The following is a 24,153-nucleotide window of genomic DNA, read 5'->3' on the forward strand; positions in this document are numbered from 1 at the left end:
AAGTTAATATCCGTTAGGTAAATGCGTTTCTATTAATTTACTCAGGGATATAACATGAAAATAACAATGAAAGCACTGTCTGTTGCGATCGGTGCTGCAGTGGCATTAACCTCGATGGCCGCACAGGCTGAGATAACGCTCCTCAAGCAAGATCCTCAGGCTGGCGACCCGCTAAGCCGCCTCAACTTCACCGTCGGGGGCAGTATTCGTCCTCAGTTCAATAATATGACCGGGGATGGCGATAAAGGTTCTTATAAGCGCAATGGTTTTGACGGTGGGACTCGTTTCCGTTTCGCAGCGGATTACTATCTTTTCGATGATATTAGCTGGATAAGCTACTACGAACTGGGCGTCAATATTCCAGCGTTGTTTAACTGGGATAATCACTATGCCGAAGGTGCCAATAATACCCAGCGTCGTATGCTGTACACCGGGCTGAAAAGTAATACCTGGGGGACGTTAACCTACGGTCAGCAAAACAGCGTTTATTATGACGTTGTCGGTGTAAAAACCGATATCTGGGATTACGACATGATTGGGCAGGCGCCAGGTAACGGGATCAACGGCGACTACGACGGATCTTACCGTTCACGCAGCATGCTGAAGTACAAGAAAACCGTGGAGAATGTCGATCTCTATGCCTCTTATTTGTTTAATGATGACGAATACTTGCCGGGCAACGGCCTGCGCTACAAGCGTAAAGGCGGCGGCTCACTCGGTGTGGATTACCACATCACCGATGAGTTGACCTGGGGTACCGCGTGGAACTACACCCGCGCCGAAATGCGCAATCCAGGCAATAACGACAGCAAAACCTACGATCAGAACATTGTCGGTACGGCGCTGAGCTACACGCCGGACAACTGGACCTTCTCGTTCGGCGGCGGCTGGTATCAGAACTTCCTGACCACTAAAAAAGTGTCGGTCGATGATTACTTTGCGGGCGACGCGTGGGGGATTGAATACTTCGCGGGCTATAAATTCCCAATCGGTCAGTACGGGCTCAAATCCGTTCAGCCTTACTTTATGGGCGACCGCATGGAATACGTCAACGGGCGTAACTACCAGCGTATCGATAACGGCGTAGGGATCAGCTTCAAGCTGGATTACGGCTTCCAGGTGGATTACGAACACGTGTTCACGTCCAGTACCGACGATCTGGGCGACATGAATCTGGTGCGTCTGCGCTACGATTTCTGATGTGAAAAAATCGTCACATGATGTGTGGCTAATGTAGGCCGGGTCAGCGTTAGCGCCACCCGGCATTTTTGAGATATTTTGCCCGGCGGCACTGCGTTTGCACGGGCCTACAAACGGCCCACTTTCCCGCTCAGTTTGCGAGCCAGGCCGCAACCTCATCATACTTCCCGCGAAACACAATTTTCTGTGTTTTTTTACTGAGCTGATAGCTGTACATCGGATCGTAATAGTCAATCAGCAAGGGCCTGAGCCAACTGAAATGTGATTCGGTCGAGCCTGTACGCTGCTGCTCTACCAGCGCGGTATCCAGTTTATCCGTCAGTTCAGCAAAGCGCTGTAACCCCAGACGACGGCGAATGGCGAACAGGCCCTGGTGCAGATAATCACTGTATTCCTGCCAGCCTTTTTCTTCGCCAAAAGCCTGTAAGAACGCCTGATGCATCGTCGTGAAGTACTCTTCCCGAAGGCGCTCTAGCCGAACGTCAAACGGATCTTCCACCACCACAATCGGCGATTGCGCCATCCGGTCGCGCAGACATTCTGGCAGGTGATTGGCACCAATCATGTGGCCTTCATCTTCCAGCACCCAGCGTTCACTCTCAGTGCGTAACAGTTCAACAGCTAGCGCATTTTCAAAACTTGCCTGCGAAAGCTGCGGTTGCAGGGTTCGGCCAAATGAAGAGCCGCGATGATGTGCGAGGCCTTCGAGATCAACACCCGAAGCGTGCGCCTTTACCAGCAGCGTTTTGCCATTACCTGTGCAACCGCCAACCAGCACAATGGGCTTTTTGACCTTCTCCTCGGTGATACTTATCGTTGCTTGCCTCAGGGATTTATACCCGCCGACAATCAGCGGAACATCAAGCCCTGCTTCGCGCAGCCACTGCTGAGTGATATGCGATCGCTGGCCGCCACGGGCGCAGCAAAGAAAAGCGGTTGGGTGATGCTGAAATGCCTCAAGCCAGGCGTCAATACGCTGCTGGCGAAGCTCACCGCGAACCAGTGAATGGCCGAGTTTTAGCGCAGCTTCTGCCCCATGGCGTTTGTAACAGGTGCCAACGGATGCGCGCTCATCATCGTTCATGAGCGGCAGGTTGATGGCTGTAGGCACGGCACCTTGCTGAAACTCAACGGGCGCGCGTACATCGATGATGGGCGTTCCGGCACGCAGAATGGCGCGGAAGTCTGTCCCATTGTTCATGAAAAAATCCTTCTCGAATGGCATAGGGGGATTCTACGCGCATCGCCGAAGGATACTTTGATTTTTCACTGCAACGACGAGGAAAAGGGCTGCCAGAAGCCTTCGACTTCCGCTTTCCGCTGAACGAACAGCTCAACAATATCCTGCACGGCTTTTCCGACATTGCCTTTTTGCCAGGCCAGACTCAGCGGTGAAGGCGGGCGCATCACTGGAATGGTCAGGTTGACCAACAAGCCAGCCTCAATTAACGGTCGGCAAAGAGGCTCAGGCAAAAAGCCGACGCCAACGCCTGCGAGGTGAGCCGCAATTTTAGTTTCCATATCCGGCACGACAATTTCTTTTTGCCCCGGCAGCAACCAGGCAACACGCCGGGTTAGCTTCACGGCGCTGTCTTTGATATTGACGGCCGGATAGCGCCGTAATTGGGCATCGGAAAGCGGTAAGGATTGTTTGCTGAGTGGGTGATTGGGCGCCATCACAAACAGCCAGTTGACCTCGCCGAGCGGCGCCAGCGCCACGCTGTCGGACAACGATTCATTCCCCGTCACGCCAATGGCCAGGGAAAAATCATCGTGCAGCAGGGTGTCCCACACGCCCATATAAATCTGGCGGGAGAAGTGGAACTGGGTAAAAGGATAGCGCTCGGTCAGCCAGGCCAGCAGCGTGGCAATGGCCTGCGGGGAATACATCAGATTGTTCACCACAATATTAACCTGTCGCTCAACGCCATCGTTGATTTGGCGAAGCTCGCCCTGCATGCCGTCTATCCAGCCTAGCCATTCCCTCGCCTGGCTCAAAAGATGCCGTCCTGCGGGGGTCAGGGAGACGCTGCGGGTGGTTCTGATCAGCAAAGGAACGCCGACATTGTCTTCGAGCAGTTTTATGCGGTAGCTGATGGTGGCGGTGGTCTTAAACAGCTTTTCCGCTGCGCGTGAAAAATTCCCGGTTTCGGCAATACAAACAAAGGTGCGTAAGGTATCAGGATCTAACATGAGGTTTCCCCTCTGTGGAGGCGTTAGTTTTCTTGTTGGCTGATTTAAAAGTATTTTTTCATAATGGCCCTGTGAATAATGTGGCCTTCATCTGTTTTTGGAAAAATATTCCAACTTTGGTATTGATGTTCCGATTCGATGGTTCTAAATTAGCCAACAGAAATGCTACGGCGGTGAAAGGCCGGGCAAAACGGATTGAGATAACAAGGAAAAGGCGATGAAACTTGAAGTGTTACCGCTGTCGCGTGAAGCGTTCCGTCCGTATGGCGATGTCATCGAAACCGACGGGCAGGATTTTTTCCACATTAACGAGGGAAAGGTCCAACGTTTCCACGATCTGGCGCTGGTCGAGGTGCTGGAACAGCCCCGAACGCTTATCAGCATCAATAAAGCCCAGCCGGCAGCGTTGCCCATTATTGTCACCGAACTGGAACGTCATCCGCTGGGAACCCAGGCTTTTATCCCGCTAGGCGGAGAAGCCTTTGTGGTGGTTGTGGCGCTGGGCGGTGATACACCCGATGAAACCACGCTGCGTGCCTTTATCAGTAACGGCAAGCAGGGCGTGAATTATCACCGTAATGTCTGGCACCACCCGCTGTTTGCCTGGCAGAGCGTGACAGACTTTTTGACCGTCGATCGTGGCGGCCAGGACAACTGCGATGTGGCGAAAGTAGGACCCAAAGAGCTGCACTTTGCATGAACTGAACGTGACCCGGTTGATTATCTTGCATAAGATGTCGGTGTTTTCAGACAACTGATGCCCGCTTTTAGGGTGGAGATAATCGAAGTATGACTGAAGTTAAACGGCGTGGCAGGCCGAGCCAGGCAGAGCCCACGGCGCAAAAGGGCGCACAGGCGCTGGAGCGCGGCATTGCTATCCTGCAGTACCTGGAAAAAAGCGGTGGCAGCTCGTCGGTCAGCGATATTTCATCGAATCTGGACTTGCCGTTATCAACGACTTTCCGCTTGCTGAAAGTGCTGGAAAGCGCTGATTTCGTCAACCAGGACAGCCAGTTAGGCTGGTGGCACATCGGGCTAGGTGCGTTTAACGTGGGCGCGGCTTACATCCACAATCGCGATGTCCTGTCGGTTGCCGCACCGTTTATGCGCCGTCTGATGCTGATGTCAGGTGAAACCGTGAACGTGGCTATTCGCAATGGCAATGAAGCCGTGCTGATAGGGCAGCAAGAGTGTAAATCGATGGTCCGGATGTGCGCGCCGCTGGGCAGCAGGCTGCCACTTCATGCTTCTGGTGCAGGAAAGGCGTTGCTGTTTCCCTTGTCAGAAGAAGAGTTGATGGACGCTATCCTCAAAACGGGCCTGCAACGTTTTACGCCCACCACGATAGTGGATCTGCCTGAACTGCAGGCGAGCCTGAAGCAGGCCAAAGAACGGGGTTATGTTATCGATCTGGAAGAGCATGTGGCAGGGCTTAACTGTCTTGCGGCGGCCATTTACGATGATGTAGGCACCGTGGTTGCGGCTATCTCCATCTCTGGCCCGGCATCAAGACTGACGCCGGAACGCTTCACCAGTCAGGGTGAATTAGTGCGTGATACCGCGAGGGATATCAGCCTGGCGTTGGGCCAGAAAGCGCCAGCCCAGTAATCGTAAGACCCCGCTCTCTGGAGCGGGATTTTTTGACCCAAATTTGAAGTTGGAAAATTTTTCCAAAAATAAAGGAGTGGAAAGAGAATGGCAAAAATGCGAGCTGTTGATGCGGCACTGTTGATACTGGAAAAAGAAGGGGTGACCACGGCGTTTGGCGTACCGGGGGCAGCAATCAACCCGTTTTATTCCGCGATGCGTAAGCACGGTGGAATTCGCCATATTCTTGCCCGTCATGTAGAGGGCGCTTCCCATATGGCAGAAGGGTATACCCGTGCGACGGCAGGCAATATCGGCGTTTGCCTGGGGACTTCTGGCCCGGCTGGCACGGATATGATCACCGCCCTTTATTCCGCCTCGGCCGATTCAATTCCTATTCTGTGCATCACCGGGCAAGCCCCGCGTGCGCGTCTGCATAAAGAAGATTTCCAGGCCGTAGATATTGAATCTATCGCCAAACCGGTCAGCAAAATGGCCGTTACTGTGCGTGAGCCAGCACTGGTGCCAGGCGTTCTGCAACAAGCTTTCCATCTGATGCGCTCTGGTCGTCCAGGCCCGGTACTTATCGACCTGCCGTTTGATGTTCAGGTTGCGGAAATCGAGTTCGACGCTGAACTGTACGCGCCGTTGCCGGTGTACAAACCCGCCGCCACACGTCCACAGGTTGAGCGTGCGCTGCAAATGCTGTGTCAGGCGGAGCGTCCGTTGATTGTCTCCGGCGGCGGCGTTATCAACGCCGATGCCGCGGCGCTGCTGCAGCAGTTTGCTGAACTGGTTAACGTGCCGGTTATCCCTACGCTGATGGGCTGGGGCACTATTCCAGACGATCACGAACTGATGGCGGGGATGGTCGGGCTGCAAACGGCGCATCGTTACGGCAATGCCACGCTGCTGGCCTCGGACCTGGTCTTCGGTATCGGTAACCGCTTTGCTAACCGCCACACAGGTTCAGTAGAGAAGTACACCGCCGGGCGCAAAATCATTCACGTTGATATCGAACCGACCCAAATTGGCCGCGTGCTTTGCCCGGATTTAGGCATTGTTTCCGATGCGAAAGCCGCGCTGACGCTGCTGATTGAAGTGGCGAAAGAAATGCAGGCACAAGGTCGTCTGCCGAGGCGTGATAGCTGGGTGGCAGAATGTCAGGAACGCAAACGCACGCTGCTGCGTAAAACGCACTTTGATAACGTGCCGGTGAAACCACAGCGCGTCTATGAAGAGATGAACAAAGCCTTCAGCCGTGACGTGTGCTATGTCACTACCATCGGTCTGTCGCAGATTGCGGCGGCACAAATGCTGCACGTCTTTAAAGACCGTCGCTGGATTAACTGTGGTCAGGCTGGCCCGTTAGGCTGGACGATTCCGGCAGCGCTGGGGGTGTGTGCCGCCGATCCAGAACGTGAAGTGGTCGCTATTTCCGGTGACTTCGACTTCCAGTTCCTGATTGAGGAACTGGCCGTGGGCGCACAGTTCAACATTCCTTACCTCCACGTGCTGGTCAACAACGCCTATCTGGGCCTGATTCGCCAGTCTCAGCGCGGCTTTGATATGGATTACTGCGTGCAGCTGGCGTTCGAGAATATCAACTCCAGCGAAGTGAACGGCTACGGCGTCGATCACGTGAAAGTGGTTGAAGGCCTGGGTTGTAAAGCCATCCGCGTGCAAAAACCAGAAGATATCGCGCCAGCGCTGGCACAGGCGAAAGTCTGGATGAAGCAGTATAAGGTGCCGGTAGTCGTGGAAGTGATTCTGGAACGTGTGACCAATATTTCGATGGGGACGGAGCTCGATAACGTTAACGAGTTTGAAGACGTGGCAGACTGTGCCGCTGATGCCCCAACCGAAACCTGTTTCATGAAGTACGAGTAGGAGACCGCTATGCTTCGTTTCTCTGCCAACTTATCGATGCTGTTTACGGAATATGATTTCCTTGAGCGTTTCGAGCGTGCCGCACACGCGGGCTTTCGCGGCGTGGAATTTATGTTCCCGTACGACTACGACATCGACGTTTTAAAACAAAAATTGCAGGACAATGAGCTCGAACACACGCTGCACAATCTACCTGCGGGTGACTGGGCGGCGGGTGAGCGTGGCATCGCTTGCATTCCAGGCCGCGAAGAAGAGTTTCGTGAAGGTGTGACGGCGGCAGTTCGCTATGCTCGTGAATTGGGCAACAGCAAGATCAACTGCCTGGTGGGTAAAACGCCTGCGGGTGTGAGTGCGGAAATCGTGCGTAAAACCCTGGTTGAGAACCTGCGCTATGCCGCAAATGTGCTGGCGAAAGAGGGCATTTTGCTGCTGATCGAGCCTATTAATCAGTATGACATTCCGGGCTTTTACCTCTCTGGCACTCAGCAAGCGCTGGCGTTACTGGAAGAAGTCGGGTGCAGCAACCTGAAGGTTCAGTACGACATTTACCACATGCAGCGCACCGAAGGTGAAATTGCCCTGACGATGCAAAAATATCAGGACAAGATTGGTCACCTGCAAATTGCCGATAACCCGCAGCGCGGCGAACCCGGCACCGGTGAAATTAATTACGACTATTTATTTGCGGCTATCGCTGATTCACCTTATGACGGATGGGTCGGATGCGAATATAAGCCGAAAACAACCACCGAGGCGGGTTTAGGCTGGTTTGATCGCTATCGCTAATTAAGTAATCACATTCAGGCTGTGTTTTATTTCCACCCGGTGGAAAGGGACTGTTGTTGCCTGAATATCTGAAAAGGAATGAGGGAAATGATGAAACTGGGATTTATTGGTCTGGGCATTATGGGAACCCCGATGGCGGAACGTCTGGCAAAAGCCGGACATCAGCTTCACGTCACCACGATTGGGCCGGTGTCATCCACGCTGCTTGAGCTTGGCGCGCAGCATCTCGAGACTGCGAAGCAGGTCGCTGAGAAATCAGACATTATCTTTATTATGGTTCCCGATACGCCACACGTCGAAGCGGTTTTGTTCGGCGAAAACGGATGTGCTGAAGCGTCTCTGAAGGGAAAAACCATCGTGGACATGAGCTCCATCTCACCTATCGAAACCAAGCGTTTTGCCGCGAAAGTGAATGCGGCAGGGGCGGATTATCTCGATGCGCCGGTCTCCGGCGGCGAGATTGGTGCCCGCGAAGGCACGCTCTCTATCATGGTCGGTGGTGATGAGTCCGTCTTTAATCGTGTTAAGCCTTTGTTTGATGTGCTGGGGAAAAACATCACTCTGGTGGGCGGCAACGGCGACGGGCAAACCTGCAAAGTGGCGAACCAGATTATCGTTGCGCTGAATATCGAAGCGGTATCTGAAGCGCTGCTGTTTGCCTCGAAAGCCGGTGCCGATCCGGCGCGCGTTCGTCAGGCATTGATGGGGGGTTTTGCCTCTTCACGCATTCTTGAAGTGCATGGCGAACGTATGCTGAAACGCACTTTTAACCCAGGCTTTAAGATTGCGCTGCATCAGAAAGATTTAAATCTGGCCTTGCAGAGCGCCAAAGCGCTGGCGCTGAACTTACCGAATACAGCAACCTGTCAGGAGCTATTTAATACCTGTGCGGCAAACGGTGGCAGTGACCTCGATCACTCCGCGCTGGTGCAGGCCCTGGAATTAATGGCGAATCACAAGTTGTCATAAAAATAAATCGCCACGTCGGTGATGTGGCGAATAAAAGAAGTTCTTATTTAATAATTATAATATTAAAAATTATTGTTCCGCATAGCTAAACCTGAAAAACGTAATCCGATACGTCTTAAGAGGGAATTATGGAACAACACAGAAATCTGTACCAACAGCGAGGTTACAGCGAGGATCTACTGCCTAAAGTAGAAGCTCAGCGTAACTGGAAGACATTTAACTATTTTACCTTATGGATGGGATCAGTTCACAACGTGCCCAATTATGTGATGGTCGGCGGGTTTTTTATCCTCGGTCTTTCCACGCTTAATATCATGCTGGCCATTATTATCAGCGCATTATTTATTGCCGCGGTGATGGTGTTTAACGGTGTCGCGGGCAGTAAATATGGTGTTCCCTTTGCGATGATTTTACGTGGCTCTTACGGTGTTCGCGGGGCGTTATTCCCGGGGATCTTAAGAGGTGGCATTGCCGCCATTATGTGGTTTGGCTTGCAGTGCTATGCCGGGTCACTGGCCTTTTTGATTTTGATTGGCAAGTTCTGGCCGGAATTTCTAACATTGGGTGGGGATTTCAAACTGCTAGGGCTTTCATTGCCCGGGTTAATTGCCTTCCTGATCTTCTGGCTGATTAACGTCGGCATCGGCTTTGGCGGCGGCAAAGTCCTGAATAAATTCACCGCGGTGCTGAACCCTTGTATCTACATCGTGTTCGGCGGCATGGCGATTTGGGCGATTTCTTTGGTGGGGATTGGCCCCATTCTGGATTACCTGCCAGCAGGCGTTGCCAAAGCGGAAAACAGCGGCTTCTTAACGCTGGTGGTTATCAACGCGGTGGTTGCTGTATGGGCCGCGCCAGCGGTCAGTGCGTCTGACTTTACCCAGAATGCGCACTCGTTTCGTGCTCAGGCGCTAGGGCAAACGCTGGGATTAGTGGTCGCTTACGTGCTGTTTGCCGTTGCCGGGGTTTGCATCATCGCCGGTGCGAGCATTCACTACGGCATGGACACCTGGAACGTACTGGATATCGTGCAGAGATGGGACAGCCTGTTCGCCTCCTTCTTTGCTGTTGTGGTTATCCTGATGACGACTATCTCCACGAACGCGACGGGGAACATTATTCCGGCGGGCTATCAAATTGCTGCCATCGCACCGACGAAATTGACCTATAAAAACGGTGTGTTGATTGCCAGTCTTATCAGTCTGGTTATTTGTCCCTGGAAGTTGATGGAAAACCAAAGCAGTATTTATTTGTTCCTCGATATTATTGGCGGCATGCTTGGCCCGGTCATTGGCGTCATGATGGCTCACTATTTTGTTGTAATGCGTGGTCAGATTAACCTCGATGAACTTTATACCGCGGCTGGTGATTACCAGTATTTTGAGAATGGTTTTAACCTGACGGCTTTTTTAGTCACGCTGGTGGCGGTTGTTCTTTCGCTCGGCGGGAAATTTATTCCCTTGCTTGAGCCTTTGTCTCGTGTCTCATGGTTTGTTGGCGTCATATTTGCCTTCGTGGCTTATTCATTATTAAAAAAACGCACGCTGCAAAAAGATTTAGTGCAGCAAAATGTTCCCGGTTAGTGAAGTACAAAGTAACAGGATGATTGAGTTCAGGGATGAAGCAGATAAAACACTCTTATTAATACAAGGAATAGGTTATGTCATTTGATCTGATTATTAAGAACGGTACCGTCATTTTAGAAAACGAAGCACGCGTGGTCGATATTGCCGTCAACGCTGGCAAAATTGCCGCCATCGGCGAAAACCTGGGTGAGGCGAAAAGCGTCATGGATGCCAGCGGGCTGATTGTTTCCCCTGGCATGGTGGACGCACACTCTCATATTTCCGAGCCAGGGCGTACCCACTGGGAAGGCTATGAAACCGGCACCCGTGCAGCCGCCAAAGGTGGTATCACCACCATGATTGAAATGCCGTTGAACCAGCTTCCCGCCACCGTTGACCGGGCCTCTATCGAACTGAAATTCGATGCTGCAAAAGGTAAGTTAACGGTGGATGCAGCGCAGCTGGGTGGCCTGGTGTCTTACAACACCGACCGTCTGTATGAGCTGGATGAAGTCGGCGTGGTCGGTTTCAAATGCTTCGTCGCCACCTGCGGCGATCGCTCCGTGGATAACGACTTCCGCGATGTGAATGACTGGGAGTTTTACAAAGGCGTGCAAGCGCTGGCGAAAATGAACCAGACCGTGCTGGTGCACTGCGAAAATGCCCTGATTTGTGATGCGCTGGGTGAAGAAGCCAAAAACGAAGGCCGTGTCACCGCGCACGACTATGTGGCCTCTCGTCCTGTGTTCACGGAAGTCGAAGCTATTCGTCGCGTGCTGTATCTGGCGAAAGTGGCGGGTTGCCGCATTCATATTTGCCACGTCAGCAGCCCGGAAGGGGTGGCGGAAGTGACCCGTGCGCGTCAGGAAGGCCAGGCCGTGACCTGCGAATCCTGCCCGCATTACTTCGTGCTGGATACCGATCAGTTTGAAAAAATCGGCACCCTGGCGAAATGCTCACCGCCGATTCGTGATGCAGAGAATCAGAAAGGCATGTGGGACAAACTGCTGAGCGGTGAAATTGACTGCCTGGTGTCTGACCACTCGCCATGTCCGCCAGAAATGAAAGCCGGCAATATCATGCAGGCGTGGGGCGGAATTGCAGGCCTGCAGAGCTGCATGGATGTGATGTTTGACGAAGCGGTGCAGAAGCGCGGGATGTCGCTGCCGATGTTTGCTCGTCTGATGGCGACCAACGCCGCCGATATTTTTGGTCTGAAAAACAAAGGCCGTATCGCCCCGGGCAAAGACGCCGATCTGGTGTTTATTCAGCCGGAGAGTAGCTACGTGCTGAAGAATGAAGATCTGGAATATCGTCATAAAGTCAGCCCGTACGTGGGACGCACTATTGGCGCGCGCATTGCTCGCACCATCCTGCGTGGGGAAGTAATTTATGATATCGAGCAGGGCTTCCCGAAAGCGCCGCAGGGTAAATTTATCCTGAAACATCAGCAGTAAGTCGTCGTGTGTGCCCGCCTTGCGCGGGCACTCTTTTACAGAGTGGTGCTATGGCCGTATTCAAGTTTGATCGTCGCCAGTTGCCTGGCGGATTTCAGTGGTTCTTCTTCATTTTCTGCAACACCGTGGTGGTTCCACCCACGCTGTTGTCAGTCTTTCATCTTCCTGCCTCGTCGCTTTTGACCCTGACCCAATATGCGTTTATCGCAACCGGCTTTGCTTGTCTGGCTCAGGCATTTTTCGGCCATCGACGGGCTATCATGGAAGGCCCAACGGGGCTGTGGTGGAGCACGATCCTGACCATTGCTGCCGGGGAAGCCGCGCGAGGTACACCGATTAACAGCATTGCCTCAAGCCTTGCAGTGGGTATTTTGCTTGCTTCGTTGTTGAGCATGGTGATTGGCATCAGCGGCATTGGCTATCGCTTAGCCCGGTTGTTCAGCCCGGTGGTGATGACCTTCTTTATGCTGATGCTCGGCGCACAGCTGACCACGATTTTCTTCAAAGGCATGCTAGGTCTGCCATTTGGTGCCTCCATTGCTCCCGTGAGCATTCAAATGGGGCCGGCGATGTTGTCATTGGCGATAGTGTGCCTGATGCTCGGCATGATCATTTTCCTGCCCCTTCGATGGTCACGCTATGCGTTGCTGGCCGGAACGCTGGTGGGCTGGTTGCTCTGGTATCTCCTTTTTCCAGCGGTTTCCACGCAAGGCGTAGCAGAGGCGCACTGGCAATGGTTCCCACTTGGAAGCGGTGGGCAACTGATGCCGGGTATTATTCTCACCGCCGTGCTGGCCGGGCTGGTGAACATCACCAACACTTACGGCGCCATTCGCGGCACAGACACGTTTTACCCCGAGCAGACAAACGGCAATGCGCGATATCGCCGCAGTTTCCTTGTCTCCGGCGTGGTGACGCTGGTGACTCTCCCGATGGCCGTGGTGCCGTTTTCCCCGTTTGTCTCTTCCATTGGCTTGTTGACCCAAACCGGGGACAGTTCACGTTCGCCTTTTGTGCTGGGCGGTTTCTGCTGTCTGATTGTCGGTCTGGCTACGCCGTTAACGCAATTTTTCACCACGTTGCCGCTCACTGTGAGCAGCGCCGTGATGTTGGTTTCTTATCTGCCTTTGCTCTATTCCAGCCTGAATTTCAGCCAGCAGGTGACGTTTACTTCCCGCAATATCTATCGTCTGGCGCTGCCGCTGTTCTTCGGTTTGTTTTTAATGAATTTGCCAGGTGTTTACCTGCAAAGCTTGCCGCTGGCGTTGCGCCCCTTATTAAGCAACGGGTTGCTGGTGGGCGTTTTGCTGGCTCTGGTTCTGGAAAATTGTATTCCGTGGCAACGGATTGACTCCCCTCGTCAGTGAAAGGATGAAGCATGAAAATTGTAATTGCGCCTGATTCGTTTAAAGAAAGCTTGAGTGCCGAGCGGTGTGCGCAGGCCATCAAAAAAGGATTTATGACGTTTTTCCCGATGGCGGAGTATCTCTGCCTGCCGATCGCGGATGGCGGCGAAGGCACGGTGGAAGCGATGGTCAGCGCCACGGGCGGCAAACTGGTTTACAAAACGGTAACTGACCCGCTTGGGCAGGAAATACAAGCATTCTACGGGCAAAGCGGCGATGGACGTACGGCCTATATCGAAATGGCGGCGGCCAGCGGCTTGATGCTGGTGCCACCGGAAAAACGTAACCCTTTGCTGGCGACCAGTTACGGCACCGGCGAGCTCATTCGCCATGCGTTGGACGCCGGGCTGCGACACATTATTTTAGGCATTGGCGGCAGCGCCACGGTAGATGGCGGAGTGGGCATGGCGCAGGCGCTGGGCGCACGATTTTACGACATTAACGGCCTGAATCTTGGGTTTGGTGGTGGCGAGCTGCAGCGAATGGTGAAACTGGATATCAGCGGGCTCGATCCGCGACTGGCGGAATGCACCATCGAAGTGGCGTGCGACGTGGATAATCCTTTAATCGGGCCGCGCGGTGCGGCAGCGGTGTTTGGGCCACAAAAAGGGGCTACGCCAGAAATGGTGCAAACGCTGGAAAACGGGCTGAAAAAGTATGCCTCGTTGATTCAGAGTCTGACGGGCAAAGCAGTTGATACATTACCGGGTGGTGGTGCGGCAGGCGGCATGGGCGTAGCAGCGCTGGTTTTCCTCAATGCAGCATTGCGTCCAGGGATTGATATTGTCATCGACGCTGTGGGGCTGGATGCTGCCGTACAAGGCGCATCGCTGGTCATCACAGGCGAAGGCAGAATTGATTCACAGACGGTCGGCGGAAAAGCACCGATGGGCGTGGCGCAAATGGCGCAAAAACATGGCGTGCCGGTGATTGGTATTGCAGGCGTGCTGGGGGAGGGCGTAGAAATTGTGCATCAGTACGGTATCGATGCGGTGTTCAGCATTTTGCCGCGCCTTGCCCCGTTGCCCGATGTGCTGGCGAGCGGTGAAGAAAACCTCTATCACTGCGCGCGCAATATTGCTGCGGTTCTGCGTCTTGGCCAGCAGATAGCCTGATAAAAAAAAGCCACGGTTTACACCGTGGCAAAAAACAACATAGCTAAACACAATCGGTAGAAGGCTTACGCCATACCCGTCATACTTCAAGCTGCAGGGGTGTTGGCTGCACTCTCTCACCCCAGTCACTTACTTAAGTAAGCTCCTGGGGATGAGCTCCCTTGCCGCCTACCTGCAACTCGAATTATTTAGGGTATAAATCAAATATCAACGTCGCGGTTGCAGTCCTTCGAGTAGATGTAGCTGAACGTTTCACGTCCTACGCCATACCCGGCCTGCAATGAATAAGCGCCCATAAAGATGTAGTCGCCCTGTTTCACCGGGATCCACTCGTTATCCAGGTTATAAACCCCTTTCCCCGAGAGAATATACGCGCCGTGTTCCTGAACATGTGTCTCGATATAACCGTGGCTGGCTCCTGGTTCGAACGACAGGATGTGCATATTCATATCAAACCCGAGCTCTTTGGGCAGGAAGTCGAACAGAATGACGTCGTCCATGCCTTCGTAATGAACAGGCTCAAGCTGGCTAACGTTGCCGGTGACACGGTAAGGCAAATGGCCTGCGACTGGCGTGTAGCGGCGTTTGTAAAGGAACAGTTGGCTGTCGGCATGGCTGGCATTGCTAAAGGTCATCAGCTCGCCCGGAGGGCAGTAAAGGTAGCCGCCAGCGTCCAGGTTCAGGCGCTCATTCCCTGCTGTCGCGTGGATTTTCCCGCTGATGACATACAGAAAGGTTTCAATGCCTTCGCCACCAAAGCCCTGCAGATTACCGCCGTCCTTATGAAGCGTGACCAGATAATCAACAAAGGTTGCCCCGAGTTTCGGCGTGGACAAGATAGTCACATCGCAGTTGTCGAAACCGGGAATAATGTTCTTCACCAGACCGTCAGGCGTTAACAGAGCGTAGTTGCCATGACGAACAACAGAGCGGGTTGCCAGCAAATCTTCACGGTAGCCGGTCACGTTATTCAGATATCCCATTTACTTCTCCTTATTCGCACCAGGCCAGCTGGTGCAGCATCAGTGCCAGCGTTCTGACCCCTTCGGCCAGATCGTCAATATGGGTGGCTTCCGCCGGGTTGTGGCTGATACCGCCTATGCTTGGCATGAAAATCATGCAGGTCGGCACCCGTGGGGCAAAAATCTGAGCATCGTGGCCCGCGCCGCTGTGCATCACCCGGTAGTTCATCTTTTCTTTTTCACACAGCGCGGCCAGTTGAGCGACCAGCTGTTTGTCCATCGGCACGGGCGCTTCGTCCATCCACAAATCGATATCAATGTCGATAGTCATCTGCTGGCAAATGCGGCGCATATCGGCTTCCAGCTCGACGGTAAAGGCACGAAGCGCTTCGGCGTCGGTATGACGGCAGTCGACAGTGAACACCGTTTTGCCCGGTACCACGTTGACGGTATTGGGCTGAGGGTTGACTTTGCCGAAGGTCAGCACCAGCGGATCGCCGTGGGCGTTGGCTTTGTCGATGGCCTCGGTGCAAATTCGGCTAAACGCATGGACGGTGTCGCGGCGGTAGCTCATTGGCGTGGAACCCGCGTGGTTGGATTCGCCGCTGAGTGTGACGGTATAGCGGCGCTGGCCGACGATGGCATTCACCACGCCAATAGACTGGTGATTCACCTCAAGCACGCGGCCTTGCTCGATATGCAGCTCAACAAAAGCTTTGATGTTTTTCTTCGCGGGAAGCGGGGCACTCGGTAGGCTAAACCCGCAGGCTTTCATCGCGTCGGCAAAGCCCACGCCGTCGACGTCGCAGATGTCGCGCACATCGGCCGGGTTGGCCAGGCCGAAGATATTCTTGCTGCCCCAGAACACATACGGGAAACGGCTGCCTTCTTCTTCGGCAAGAGCGACCACTTCCACGGTGCGAAGCGGTGGGCCGTAAGTATCTCTCAGCCAGCGAAGCGCCAGCCAGGCGGCTAAAGCACCGAATTGCCCATCCAGATTGCCGCCGTTGACGACGCTGTCGATATGCGAGCCGCTGAGGATAATTTCATCCTTGTAGCGAGTGCCCTCCAGCGACGCAAAAAGATTGCCGACTTCATCAAAGCGCGCGTTAAATCCGCTGTCGCTCATTCGTTGCCTGAATGCCTGCTGTGCCTGTAGCCATTCGGGAGAATAAAGCAGACGAGTCAGGCCCCCTGATTCATCTGCGCCGAAGGAAGAAAGCCACGGCAGCGTCTCTTCTACCGCCTGGCGAAAATAAGTCTGCATAATGCCCTCTGATATTATTTTGCCTGTGCAAATGGCGAATGTGTTTCATAGGAGCGGGTGTATAAAACATCCGACACAAGGTAGTCGTAAATATCATCGACAATCTCGATGCCTTCTTTTTCTGAGAGGCGTTCGTTAATATCCAGATTCTGCCCCGGATAATAAACTTGCTGGAAACCTGGTGCTGGCGCAATCGCATTGAGCTCTTGCATAGTCTGACTAATATGTTGGCGGAAAAGAATGCCATTGCCGAAAAAGGCAGGGTTAATCACAATATGCAACTGACCTAAATCGCGGCCTTTGCTTAAATTATCGTACATTGAGCTGACCTGACGACCAAAAGGCAGGTTTAATAAAATGCCCGACAAAATGTCGATCATCATCATCAGGCCATAACCTTTGGGGCCTGCGGCGGGCAGCAGGGCGTGAACTGCATAAGGGTCGGTGGTTGCCGCGCCGTTTTTATCAACGGCCCAGCTATCCGGAATGCTTTCACCGCGCGCTCTTGCGTCCAGAATTTTTCCCCATGCCTGCACCGTGGTGGCCATATCGAAGGTGATGATATCTTCGCCTTCACCAGGTGCTGCAAAGGCCAGCGGGTTGGTGCCGTAATAGATCTCTGCGCCGCCGAAAGGCACGACCATCGGATCTGACTGACAAAGGGAAAGGCCTATAAACCCGGCTTTCGCCGCCATTTGAGCAAAACAAGAAATGGCACCACTGTGCCCCATTTGCCTGATACCCACGACCGCGACGCCGTTCTCACGCGCCAGCGAGATGGCTTGTACCATGCCTTCTTTCGCCGCCACTTGTCCTGCTGCATTGTCTGCATGAAGAATGGCGCTGCACGGCCCTGTTTGCTCAAAGTTGAAGTGCGGGTTGCAGTTAGTACCGCCTTTGGAGATCCTTTCGGCGTAATATTCCACGCGAACCGCGCCGTGCGAGTGAATACCCCGGGCATCGGCGTAGGTCAGGACTTCGGCAACGGTTGCGGCGTGCGAGTCGTTGAGTCCGGCCTGGTGCAGTTTACGGGCAATAAGTTGATGGAGTTTTTCCCGACTGATTTTCATCTGTCTTCCTTTTTAGGGCATGTAGAGCCTTTAACTGCGCACCAAAATACCGGGGAATAGATTTAAAATTGTGATCTGAACGACTAAATATAGTTAGTTAGAATTTGTTTGATAATCCCGCTGGCTTTATCGGTGATTATTAAATAAAAGAGCCTGGTAAATTATTTCGCTAATGCGTAGGCTATTTTTTCAATAATTCTTTCAATCCGGTGAGTGTGATTTTTATCACGCTAATAACCTATTTTGGCGGCTAGCCTGTGCGCATATTTACCTGAGCTGTAAATACACTTACCGGAGAGCCGTAATGATCCATGCTTTTATTAAAAAAGGCTGTTTTCAGGATTCCGTCAGCTTAATGATTATCTCTCGCAAGCTGAGCGAAAATGAAAATGTTGATGATGTGTCGGTGATGATGGGCACGCCAGCCAATAAAACGTTGCTGGAAACAACAGGGTTCTGGCATGACGATTTTACTGCGGCAACGCCGAACGATATCTGCGTGGCGATACGCACAGAAAGCGAAGATGACTCGATTGCCAAAACCATTCTCGACCAACTGGACGATGCCTTAAAGGGCCTCGCACAGGGCAACAGCAACAGTCAGTCTCTGACGGTGGTTCGCCGTTGGCAGAGCGCCACTCGCGCCTTACCGCCTGCCAACGTGACGCTAATTTCCATTGCGGGCGAATACGCGGCAGGGCTGGCTCGTCAGGCGCTGGACGATGGCCAGAACGTGATGATTTTTTCCGATAACGTCACGCTCGAAGATGAAATCGCCTTAAAGCAGCAAGCGCGAAGCAAAGGTCTGCTGGTGATGGGCCCGGATTGCGGGACCGCGATGATCGCCGGCACACCGCTTGCTTTTGCTAACGTGATGCCACAAGGCAATATCGGCGTCATTGGCGCATCAGGCACGGGCATTCAGGAACTGGTTTCGCAAATCGCGCTGGGTGGGGAAGGGATCACCCATGCGCTTGGCCTTGGCGGCCGTGACCTGAGTGCGGAAGTGGGCGGGATCAGTGCTTTGACGGCGCTGGAGATGCTTAGCGCAGACAGTCAAAGCCAGGTGCTGGCTTTTGTCTCTAAACCGCCAGCCGCAGAAGTGCGTACACGTATTATTGATGCGATGAAAAAGACCGGGAAACCTGTCGTGGCGTTGTTCCTTGGCTGGTATCCGCCAGCACCTTGTGATGGCAACGTCTGGTTCGCGCAAAGTCTTGATGATGCCGCAAGACTGGCGTGTCGGCTTTCTCGTGTGATGTCGCTGCGTGCAACATTACCGAGCTGTCACCAACGCACCATTCGCGGGCTTTACACCGGCGGAACGCTTGCTGCCGAGGCCGCAGGCTGGCTGGCGCAAAGTCTGCAAATTGACACCGATAGCCACCACCCGCACGGCATGATGCTGGAGGGCAAAGGCCATCAGGTTGTCGATCTTGGTGATGATTTCTACACCGTAGGCCGTCCGCATCCGATGATCGACCCTTCCTTGCGTAATCAACTCATTGCCGAACTGGCTCACCAGCCGGAAGTCGGCATTCTGCTGCTCGATGTGGTGATTGGCTATGGGGCCACCGCAGATCCAGCGAGCTCGCTGGTGACCGCCTGCGATCAGGCAAGATCAGGACGCACGCAGGATTCGCCGCTGCACATCATCGCCACCGTTACTGGCACAGAACAGGATCCGCAGTGTCGCTCGCAACAAATCGCCACGCTGGAAGACGCGGGCATTCTGGTGGTCGACACCCTTCCGGAAGCGACGCTACTGGCGGCTGAGCTGGTGCGTGCGCCTGTTACAAAGTCTCCTCAAACCAAAGCCGCTCTGCTTGAAGGCGTGGCGGTGATTAACGCTGGCCTGCGCAGTTTTGCGTTGGATCTTCAGGCCGCCGAAACGCCGGTTGTTCACTTCCAGTGGGCTCCGGTAGCAGGCGGAAATACCGAACTGGCTCGTTTACTCGAACGTTTGCAATAAGAGGTTGTTATGTACACATCCGTGGCGCAAGCCAACGAAGCAGTGATCGAAAAAATCCGTAACGCGCGTCCACACTGGCTGGACGTGCAACCCGCAGGCCGCGTCATTGCTGAACTTAATGAGGCAAAAACCCTGCTGCATGCCGGGCCGCCAATGCGCTGGCAGGAAATGACGGGCCCGATGAAAGGGGCCTGCATTGGCGCCTGCCTGTTTGAAGGCTGGGCGCAGAACGAAGCACAAGCGCTGGATTTACTGGAAAGCGGCGGCGTGCGCTTCATTCCTTGTCATCATGTGAATGCCGTTGGGCCGATGGGCGGGATTACGTCGGCCAGCATGGCGATGCTGGTGGTCGAAAACCACACCGACGGCAATCGGGCCTACTGCAACCTGAACGAAGGGATTGGCAAAGTAATGCGCTTTGGCGCGTACGGCGAAGAAGTGCTGGCCCGCCTGCGCTGGATGCGCGATGTGCTGATGCCAGTGTTGCATCAGGCCTTGAGCACATTGCCGCAGGGGCTGGATTTAACGGCGATGATGGCGCAGGGCATCACCATGGGTGATGAGTTCCATCAGCGCAACATTGCGACCTCAGCGCTGCTGATGCGCACGCTGGCCGCACCGATTGCCCGTCTGGATCACGATAAAGCAGAAATTGCGCAGGTGATGGAGTTCCTCGCCACCACCGATCAGTTCTTCCTCAATCTGGCGATGGCCTATTGCAAGGCGGCGATGGATGCCGGAGCCCAGATTCGTGCTGGCAGTATCGTTACCGCAATGACCCGCAACGGCGATAACTTCGGCATTCGCGTCAGTGGCCTGGGCGACCGCTGGTTTACCGCACCGGTCAATACGCCACAAGGGCTCTTCTTTACGGGTTACAGCCAGGAGCAGGCCAACCCGGACATGGGCGATAGCGCGATTACGGAAACCTTCGGCATCGGTGGCGCAGCCATGATCGCCGCACCAGGCGTCACGCGCTTTGTTGGCGCAGGTGGCGTTGAGGCGGCGAAAACCGTGTCAGAAGAGATGGCGGAGATTTTCCTCGAACGCAATATGCAGTTGCAGATCCCGGGGTGGGATTTCCAGGGCGCTTGTCTGGGGCTGGATATTCGTCGGGTGGTGGAAACCGGGATCACACCGCTGATCAATACCGGGATTGCGCACAAAGAAGCAGGGATCGGGCAAATCGGCGCGGGCACCGTTCGTGCTCCGCTCGCTTGTTTTGAACTGGCGCTTCGGGCGCTGGCTGAGTCAATGGGCGTCTGATGAACGGTGAGATCCTGCCACTGATCGGCAGCCAGCATGCGCCTGTCCATCTTCAGCGCTGGCATGTAGGCGGTGTCTGGCGTCGGGCTGTCAATCTGTACACGGACAAAGGCGAACAGCTCACGCTGCACGATCAGGGGCGGGGTCTCACGCCAGGAGGCTGGCTGCTTCGACATCGGGATTTTACGCGTATCAGCAGGGCGCTTCAGGCCGGAAGGAAGGTGGATGCTGATGAGGAAGCTCTCCGCATCGGGCACCTGACGCTGCGACCGCCGCAAAGACGCTGTGCGTTAACTTTACGAGCGCATTCGGCTTGCCTCTCGCTACCCGCATCAATGCTGGATTTGCCCGAGGAAACTGGCCTGTTTGGATTGCTCTCACAGGCAATCGCTGCACCGTTCTCATCCGAGCTAAAACAGTTCTGCCATTGCTTCAGCGCAGCGTTACAGGGCGAGATCGTGGATTGGCGTCCATGGATTGGCAGGGGGCCGGGGCTCACGCCCAGTTCGGACGACATGCTGGTGGGCATGCTGCTGGCTGCACAAATGGACGGCGCACTCAGCTCAAAGCTGTGCGAAAAATTTTTTGCCGCATCAGGAAATCTGTTTGTCGTCACCACGCGGGTTAGCGCCAGCTATTTGCGCTACGCGAGTCAGGGTCTGTTTGGCTCACCTTTGCTGCATTTTGCCACTTCTCTCCAACGAGGCCTGCGGATTACGCAGGCTGTCGAAAAATTGCTTGGCGTCGGGCATACCTCCGGCGCGGACACTCTGCTGGGATTCTGGCTGGCCCGTCAACTCATCACGAAAGGATAAAACATGAAAACGCTGGTGGTTGCCCTTGGCGGCAACGCGTTATTGCAGCGCAATGAAGCGCTGACGGTCGAAAATCAATATCGCAATATTGCCAGTGCCGCGCCTGCGCTGGCTCGTCTGGCGCAACACTACCGCTTAGCGATTGTGCACGGCAACGGCCCTCAGGTGGGGCTGCTGGCTTTGCAAAATCTGGCTTATCGCGATGTCGCGCCGTGGCCGCTGGATGTGCTGGTGGCGGAAAGCCAGGGCATGATTGGGTCGATGCTGGTGACCTGTTTGCGCCAGCAGCCCGGGATGCCGCAAGTGGTCAGCGTGATGACTCGCGTGCGGGTTTCAAAAGACGACCCGGCATTTCTTGACCCAGAGAAATTTATCGGCCCGGTCTATGCCCCGGAACAGCAGGCGGCGCTTGAGAAAGAATACGGCTGGCAGATGAAGCGTGACGGGCAATATTTACGCCGCGTGGTGGCTTCGCCGCATCCGCTGAAAATTGAAGAGAGCGAAGCGATTAGCCAGTTACTCAATGCCGGGCAAGTCGTGATTTGCTGCGGTGGCGGCGGAGTTCCTGTGACAACGCAAGGCGAAGGCGTGGAGGCCGTCATCGATAAAGACCTGGCGGCAGCGCTGCTGGCGGAGCAGATTGATGCCGATGGTCTTGTCATCCTCACTGACGCGGATGCGGTATATGAAAACTGGGGTACGCCCACTCAGAGAGCTATTCGAGAAGCCACGCCGGATGCGTTAGCGTCTTTCGCCAAGAATGATGGTTCAATGGGGCCAAAAGTGGCGGCGGTAAGCGGCTTCGTTCGTCGGAAAGGAAAACCTGCGTGGATTGGCGCGTTATCGCGTCTGGATGAAACGCTGGCGGGAACCGCGGGAACCTGCATTCATCCTTGAAATGCAGGTTCCGGTGTGCTTATTTCAGCTTTGCCTGTGCCCATGCGATCCCGCTGGCGTACTCCGGCGGAAGCAGGGGAATAAGCGCCTCAAGCGTGGCGCTCAAACGGTCGGTGTCACTGTCGTTCAGGTTTAAGTGACCGACTTTGCGGCCCGGGCGCACTTCTTTGTCATACCAGTGCAGATGCACCAGCGGCAGCTTCAGCCAGTTGTAGTTCAGGTCTGTGCCAATCAGATTGACCATCACTGAAGGGCTGTTCACCACCGGCGGCGGCAGCGGTAAGTCTGTCACGCCGCGAAGATGGAGTTCGAACTGGCTGATGGATGCACCATTTTGCGTCCAGTGTCCGCTGTTGTGCACGCGCGGGGCCAGTTCGTTAATCAACAATCCGGAAGGTGTAATAAAGCATTCCATCGCCATCACGCCCACATAGTTCAGCTCGTTCATAATGGCCGTGAGCATGCTTTCAGCCTGTGATTGCTGCTGAGCATTGGCTTGCGGGAACGCCACGCTGACACGCAGAATGCCGTCCTGATGCAGGTTATGTGTCAGAGGATAGAACACCGTGCTGCCATCGTGGGCGCGTGCGCCGACCAGCGAAACTTCACCGCTAAAGTTGATCCCTTGCTCAACAATGCATTCGCCATAGCAATCGGCAGGAAGCTGTTCGGTGTCACCGGCGCGTAAACGCCACTGCCCGCGGCCGTCATAGCCGCCTGTGCGACGCTTCACAATAGCCAGCTCGCCAAGACGTTCGAACACGGCAGGCCATTCTGCGTTATCGGCCAGCAACTGCCACGGCGCGGTAGCGAGCCCCAGCTTGTCGAACAACTGCTTTTGCGTCAGACGGTCAGCGATGATCGGGAATACGTCGCGGTTCACAAACGCTTTATGCAGCGCCAGCTCGCGGGTCAGTGCCGTTTCCGGCCAGCGCTCAATTTCTGCGGTGATCACACTTTGCTGAAAGGGCACGGCTTCCGGGTCGGCTTCCAGCCCGACAGGCCAAACGCTAATGCCCAGCGGTTCGCCAGCCTGGCGCAACATCCGACCTAATTGACCGTTGCCAAGGACGCAAACTTGTTTCATTGCGCACCCCGTGGGTCTGGATTGTCCAGCACTTCATCAGTTTGCGCTTTCCGCCAGTCCGCCAGGCGCTGGTGTAATTCACTGTCGTGAGTGGCGAGGATTTGCGCCGCCAGCAGGGCGGCATTGGCGGCACCTGCTTTGCCAATCGCCAGCGTGCCAACCGGAATGCCGCGGGGCATCTGCACGATGGAGTAAAGGCTGTCGACACCGCTCAGCGCTGCGCTCTGCACAGGCACACCCAGAACAGGAACTAATGTTTTCGCGGCAATCATGCCCGGCAAATGTGCAGCACCCCCGGCTCCGGCGATGATCACCTGATAGCCATTCTCTTCTGCGCTTTCGGCGAAGCTGAACAGTTTGTCGGGCGTGCGGTGTGCGGAAACCACTTCCACATGGTGCGGTACGTTCAGGGTATCGAGGATTTCAGCGGCGAACTGTAGGGTAGCCCAGTCGCTTTTGGACCCCATCACGATGGCGACACGCGCCGGATTGTTGCGGGAAGACATGCGTCTTAAAACTCCTGTGGGTGTGGAACACACTGCTTTGAAGGCCACAGAGAATAGCATGGAAAATCGGCAAGGAAAACGGTTGCGCGGTCAGGATTACGTGGATGTGCTGAGAAAATATAAAAGGTATATGGGACTTTATT

At 54.4% G+C, this 24,153-nt stretch carries 21 protein-coding genes; 14 read left to right on the forward strand and 7 right to left on the reverse strand.

The window, feature by feature from the left end; all coding sequences use genetic code 11:
• Positions 1-54: 54 nt before the first annotated feature.
• Positions 55-1,200, forward strand: coding sequence for a porin (locus ACI2I2_RS06490; RefSeq protein WP_404657157.1), 1,146 nt, complete (start codon positions 55-57; stop codon positions 1,198-1,200).
• Positions 1,201-1,330: 130 nt separating this feature from the next.
• On the opposite strand, the gene mnmH is transcribed toward ACI2I2_RS06490, so the two are convergent.
• The gene (gene mnmH, locus ACI2I2_RS06495; protein WP_404657158.1) at positions 1,331-2,401 is read right to left on the reverse strand and encodes a tRNA 2-selenouridine(34) synthase MnmH; all 1,071 of its coding nucleotides are present in this window, start codon (positions 2,399-2,401) and stop codon (positions 1,331-1,333) included.
• A gap of 65 nt (positions 2,402-2,466) precedes the next feature.
• Positions 2,467-3,393 (reverse strand): HTH-type transcriptional activator AllS, encoded by a 927-nt coding sequence (gene allS, locus ACI2I2_RS06500; RefSeq protein WP_404657159.1) that lies wholly within the window; start codon positions 3,391-3,393, stop codon positions 2,467-2,469.
• Positions 3,394-3,610: 217 nt separating this feature from the next.
• Here allS and allA point away from each other — a divergent pair, with 217 nt between their 5' ends.
• The 9 genes from allA to glxK all read left to right on the forward strand — a co-directional run bounded on the left by allA (position 3,611) and on the right by glxK (position 14,168).
• A complete protein-coding gene (gene allA / locus ACI2I2_RS06505) occupies positions 3,611-4,093 on the forward strand; it encodes an ureidoglycolate lyase (RefSeq protein ID WP_330983192.1) in 483 nt (160 codons plus the stop codon).
• A gap of 89 nt (positions 4,094-4,182) precedes the next feature.
• Complete coding sequence (gene allR / locus ACI2I2_RS06510; RefSeq protein WP_404657160.1) at positions 4,183-5,001, forward strand: HTH-type transcriptional repressor AllR; 819 nt, start codon at positions 4,183-4,185, stop codon at positions 4,999-5,001.
• Positions 5,002-5,088: 87 nt separating this feature from the next.
• Complete coding sequence (gcl, locus tag ACI2I2_RS06515) at positions 5,089-6,870, forward strand: glyoxylate carboligase (RefSeq protein ID WP_404657161.1); 1,782 nt, start codon at positions 5,089-5,091, stop codon at positions 6,868-6,870.
• 9 nt (positions 6,871-6,879) lie between these two features.
• Positions 6,880-7,656 carry a hydroxypyruvate isomerase gene (gene hyi, locus ACI2I2_RS06520; protein WP_404657162.1) on the forward strand — a complete coding sequence of 259 codons (777 nt, stop codon included), beginning with the start codon at positions 6,880-6,882 and terminating at the stop codon, positions 7,654-7,656.
• Positions 7,657-7,746: 90 nt separating this feature from the next.
• A complete protein-coding gene (glxR, locus tag ACI2I2_RS06525) occupies positions 7,747-8,625 on the forward strand; it encodes a 2-hydroxy-3-oxopropionate reductase (protein ID WP_404657283.1) in 879 nt (292 codons plus the stop codon).
• Between the two features lie 128 nt (positions 8,626-8,753).
• Positions 8,754-10,208 carry a putative allantoin permease gene (locus ACI2I2_RS06530; RefSeq protein WP_404657163.1) on the forward strand — a complete coding sequence of 485 codons (1,455 nt, stop codon included), beginning with the start codon at positions 8,754-8,756 and terminating at the stop codon, positions 10,206-10,208.
• A 77-nt stretch (positions 10,209-10,285) separates the two neighbouring features.
• Positions 10,286-11,647, forward strand: coding sequence for an allantoinase AllB (gene allB / locus ACI2I2_RS06535; protein ID WP_404657164.1), 1,362 nt, complete (start codon positions 10,286-10,288; stop codon positions 11,645-11,647).
• A 50-nt stretch (positions 11,648-11,697) separates the two neighbouring features.
• Positions 11,698-13,014 carry a uracil/xanthine transporter gene (locus ACI2I2_RS06540; RefSeq protein WP_404657165.1) on the forward strand — a complete coding sequence of 439 codons (1,317 nt, stop codon included), beginning with the start codon at positions 11,698-11,700 and terminating at the stop codon, positions 13,012-13,014.
• An 11-nt stretch (positions 13,015-13,025) separates the two neighbouring features.
• Positions 13,026-14,168, forward strand: coding sequence for a glycerate 3-kinase (gene glxK, locus ACI2I2_RS06545; protein WP_404657166.1), 1,143 nt, complete (start codon positions 13,026-13,028; stop codon positions 14,166-14,168).
• Between the two features lie 200 nt (positions 14,169-14,368).
• On the opposite strand, the gene allE is transcribed toward glxK, so the two are convergent.
• The 3 genes from allE to allD are packed head-to-tail and all read right to left on the reverse strand — an operon-like array spanning position 14,369 to position 17,467.
• Positions 14,369-15,151 carry a (S)-ureidoglycine aminohydrolase gene (gene allE, locus ACI2I2_RS06550; RefSeq protein ID WP_404657167.1) on the reverse strand — a complete coding sequence of 261 codons (783 nt, stop codon included), beginning with the start codon at positions 15,149-15,151 and terminating at the stop codon, positions 14,369-14,371.
• Between the two features lie 10 nt (positions 15,152-15,161).
• A complete protein-coding gene (gene allC / locus ACI2I2_RS06555) occupies positions 15,162-16,397 on the reverse strand; it encodes an allantoate deiminase (RefSeq protein ID WP_404657168.1) in 1,236 nt (411 codons plus the stop codon).
• A gap of 14 nt (positions 16,398-16,411) precedes the next feature.
• Entirely contained in the window at positions 16,412-17,467 is a 1,056-nt protein-coding gene (allD, locus tag ACI2I2_RS06560; RefSeq protein WP_404657170.1) for an ureidoglycolate dehydrogenase, read from the reverse strand.
• Positions 17,468-17,771: 304 nt separating this feature from the next.
• Here allD and ACI2I2_RS06565 point away from each other — a divergent pair, with 304 nt between their 5' ends.
• From ACI2I2_RS06565 to ACI2I2_RS06580, 4 genes are read left to right on the forward strand one after another with little or no spacing between them, the layout of a single operon-like run.
• A complete protein-coding gene (locus ACI2I2_RS06565; RefSeq protein WP_404657171.1) occupies positions 17,772-19,439 on the forward strand; it encodes an acyl-CoA synthetase FdrA in 1,668 nt (555 codons plus the stop codon).
• A gap of 9 nt (positions 19,440-19,448) precedes the next feature.
• Positions 19,449-20,705 (forward strand): DUF1116 domain-containing protein, encoded by a 1,257-nt coding sequence (locus ACI2I2_RS06570; protein ID WP_404657172.1) that lies wholly within the window; start codon positions 19,449-19,451, stop codon positions 20,703-20,705.
• Positions 20,705-21,520, forward strand: coding sequence for a DUF2877 domain-containing protein (locus ACI2I2_RS06575; protein ID WP_404657173.1), 816 nt, complete (start codon positions 20,705-20,707; stop codon positions 21,518-21,520). The genes ACI2I2_RS06570 and ACI2I2_RS06575 overlap by 1 nt, the downstream gene beginning before the upstream one ends.
• 3 nt (positions 21,521-21,523) lie before the next feature.
• The gene (locus ACI2I2_RS06580) at positions 21,524-22,417 is read left to right on the forward strand and encodes a carbamate kinase (RefSeq protein WP_404657174.1); all 894 of its coding nucleotides are present in this window, start codon (positions 21,524-21,526) and stop codon (positions 22,415-22,417) included.
• A 19-nt stretch (positions 22,418-22,436) separates the two neighbouring features.
• Here ACI2I2_RS06580 and purK read toward each other — a convergent pair whose 3' ends face one another.
• Positions 22,437-23,504, reverse strand: coding sequence for a 5-(carboxyamino)imidazole ribonucleotide synthase (gene purK / locus ACI2I2_RS06585; protein WP_404657175.1), 1,068 nt, complete (start codon positions 23,502-23,504; stop codon positions 22,437-22,439).
• On the reverse strand, positions 23,501-24,010 hold the full coding sequence (gene purE / locus ACI2I2_RS06590) for a 5-(carboxyamino)imidazole ribonucleotide mutase (protein WP_154160146.1): 510 nt from the start codon (positions 24,008-24,010) through the stop codon (positions 23,501-23,503). Before purE ends, purK begins: the two co-directional genes overlap by 4 nt.
• Between the last annotated feature and the right edge of the window lie 143 nt (positions 24,011-24,153).

It is taken from the genome of Scandinavium sp. NPDC088450, assembly GCF_044900545.1.
GTDB lineage: Bacteria > Pseudomonadota > Gammaproteobacteria > Enterobacterales > Enterobacteriaceae > Scandinavium.

Coding starts and splice junctions, on each gene's coding strand:
- ACI2I2_RS06490 (WP_404657157.1), top strand. CDS start 55: ATGAAAATAACAATGAAAGCACTGTCTGTTGCGATCGGTGCTGCAGTG.
- mnmH (WP_404657158.1), bottom strand. CDS start 2,401: ATGAACAATGGGACAGACTTCCGCGCCATTCTGCGTGCCGGAACGCCC.
- allS (WP_404657159.1), bottom strand. CDS start 3,393: ATGTTAGATCCTGATACCTTACGCACCTTTGTTTGTATTGCCGAAACC.
- allA (WP_330983192.1), top strand. CDS start 3,611: ATGAAACTTGAAGTGTTACCGCTGTCGCGTGAAGCGTTCCGTCCGTAT.
- allR (WP_404657160.1), top strand. CDS start 4,183: ATGACTGAAGTTAAACGGCGTGGCAGGCCGAGCCAGGCAGAGCCCACG.
- gcl (WP_404657161.1), top strand. CDS start 5,089: ATGGCAAAAATGCGAGCTGTTGATGCGGCACTGTTGATACTGGAAAAA.
- hyi (WP_404657162.1), top strand. CDS start 6,880: ATGCTTCGTTTCTCTGCCAACTTATCGATGCTGTTTACGGAATATGAT.
- glxR (WP_404657283.1), top strand. CDS start 7,747: ATGAAACTGGGATTTATTGGTCTGGGCATTATGGGAACCCCGATGGCG.
- ACI2I2_RS06530 (WP_404657163.1), top strand. CDS start 8,754: ATGGAACAACACAGAAATCTGTACCAACAGCGAGGTTACAGCGAGGAT.
- allB (WP_404657164.1), top strand. CDS start 10,286: ATGTCATTTGATCTGATTATTAAGAACGGTACCGTCATTTTAGAAAAC.
- ACI2I2_RS06540 (WP_404657165.1), top strand. CDS start 11,698: ATGGCCGTATTCAAGTTTGATCGTCGCCAGTTGCCTGGCGGATTTCAG.
- glxK (WP_404657166.1), top strand. CDS start 13,026: ATGAAAATTGTAATTGCGCCTGATTCGTTTAAAGAAAGCTTGAGTGCC.
- allE (WP_404657167.1), bottom strand. CDS start 15,151: ATGGGATATCTGAATAACGTGACCGGCTACCGTGAAGATTTGCTGGCA.
- allC (WP_404657168.1), bottom strand. CDS start 16,397: ATGCAGACTTATTTTCGCCAGGCGGTAGAAGAGACGCTGCCGTGGCTT.
- allD (WP_404657170.1), bottom strand. CDS start 17,467: ATGAAAATCAGTCGGGAAAAACTCCATCAACTTATTGCCCGTAAACTG.
- ACI2I2_RS06565 (WP_404657171.1), top strand. CDS start 17,772: ATGATCCATGCTTTTATTAAAAAAGGCTGTTTTCAGGATTCCGTCAGC.
- ACI2I2_RS06570 (WP_404657172.1), top strand. CDS start 19,449: ATGTACACATCCGTGGCGCAAGCCAACGAAGCAGTGATCGAAAAAATC.
- ACI2I2_RS06575 (WP_404657173.1), top strand. CDS start 20,705: ATGAACGGTGAGATCCTGCCACTGATCGGCAGCCAGCATGCGCCTGTC.
- ACI2I2_RS06580 (WP_404657174.1), top strand. CDS start 21,524: ATGAAAACGCTGGTGGTTGCCCTTGGCGGCAACGCGTTATTGCAGCGC.
- purK (WP_404657175.1), bottom strand. CDS start 23,504: ATGAAACAAGTTTGCGTCCTTGGCAACGGTCAATTAGGTCGGATGTTG.
- purE (WP_154160146.1), bottom strand. CDS start 24,010: ATGTCTTCCCGCAACAATCCGGCGCGTGTCGCCATCGTGATGGGGTCC.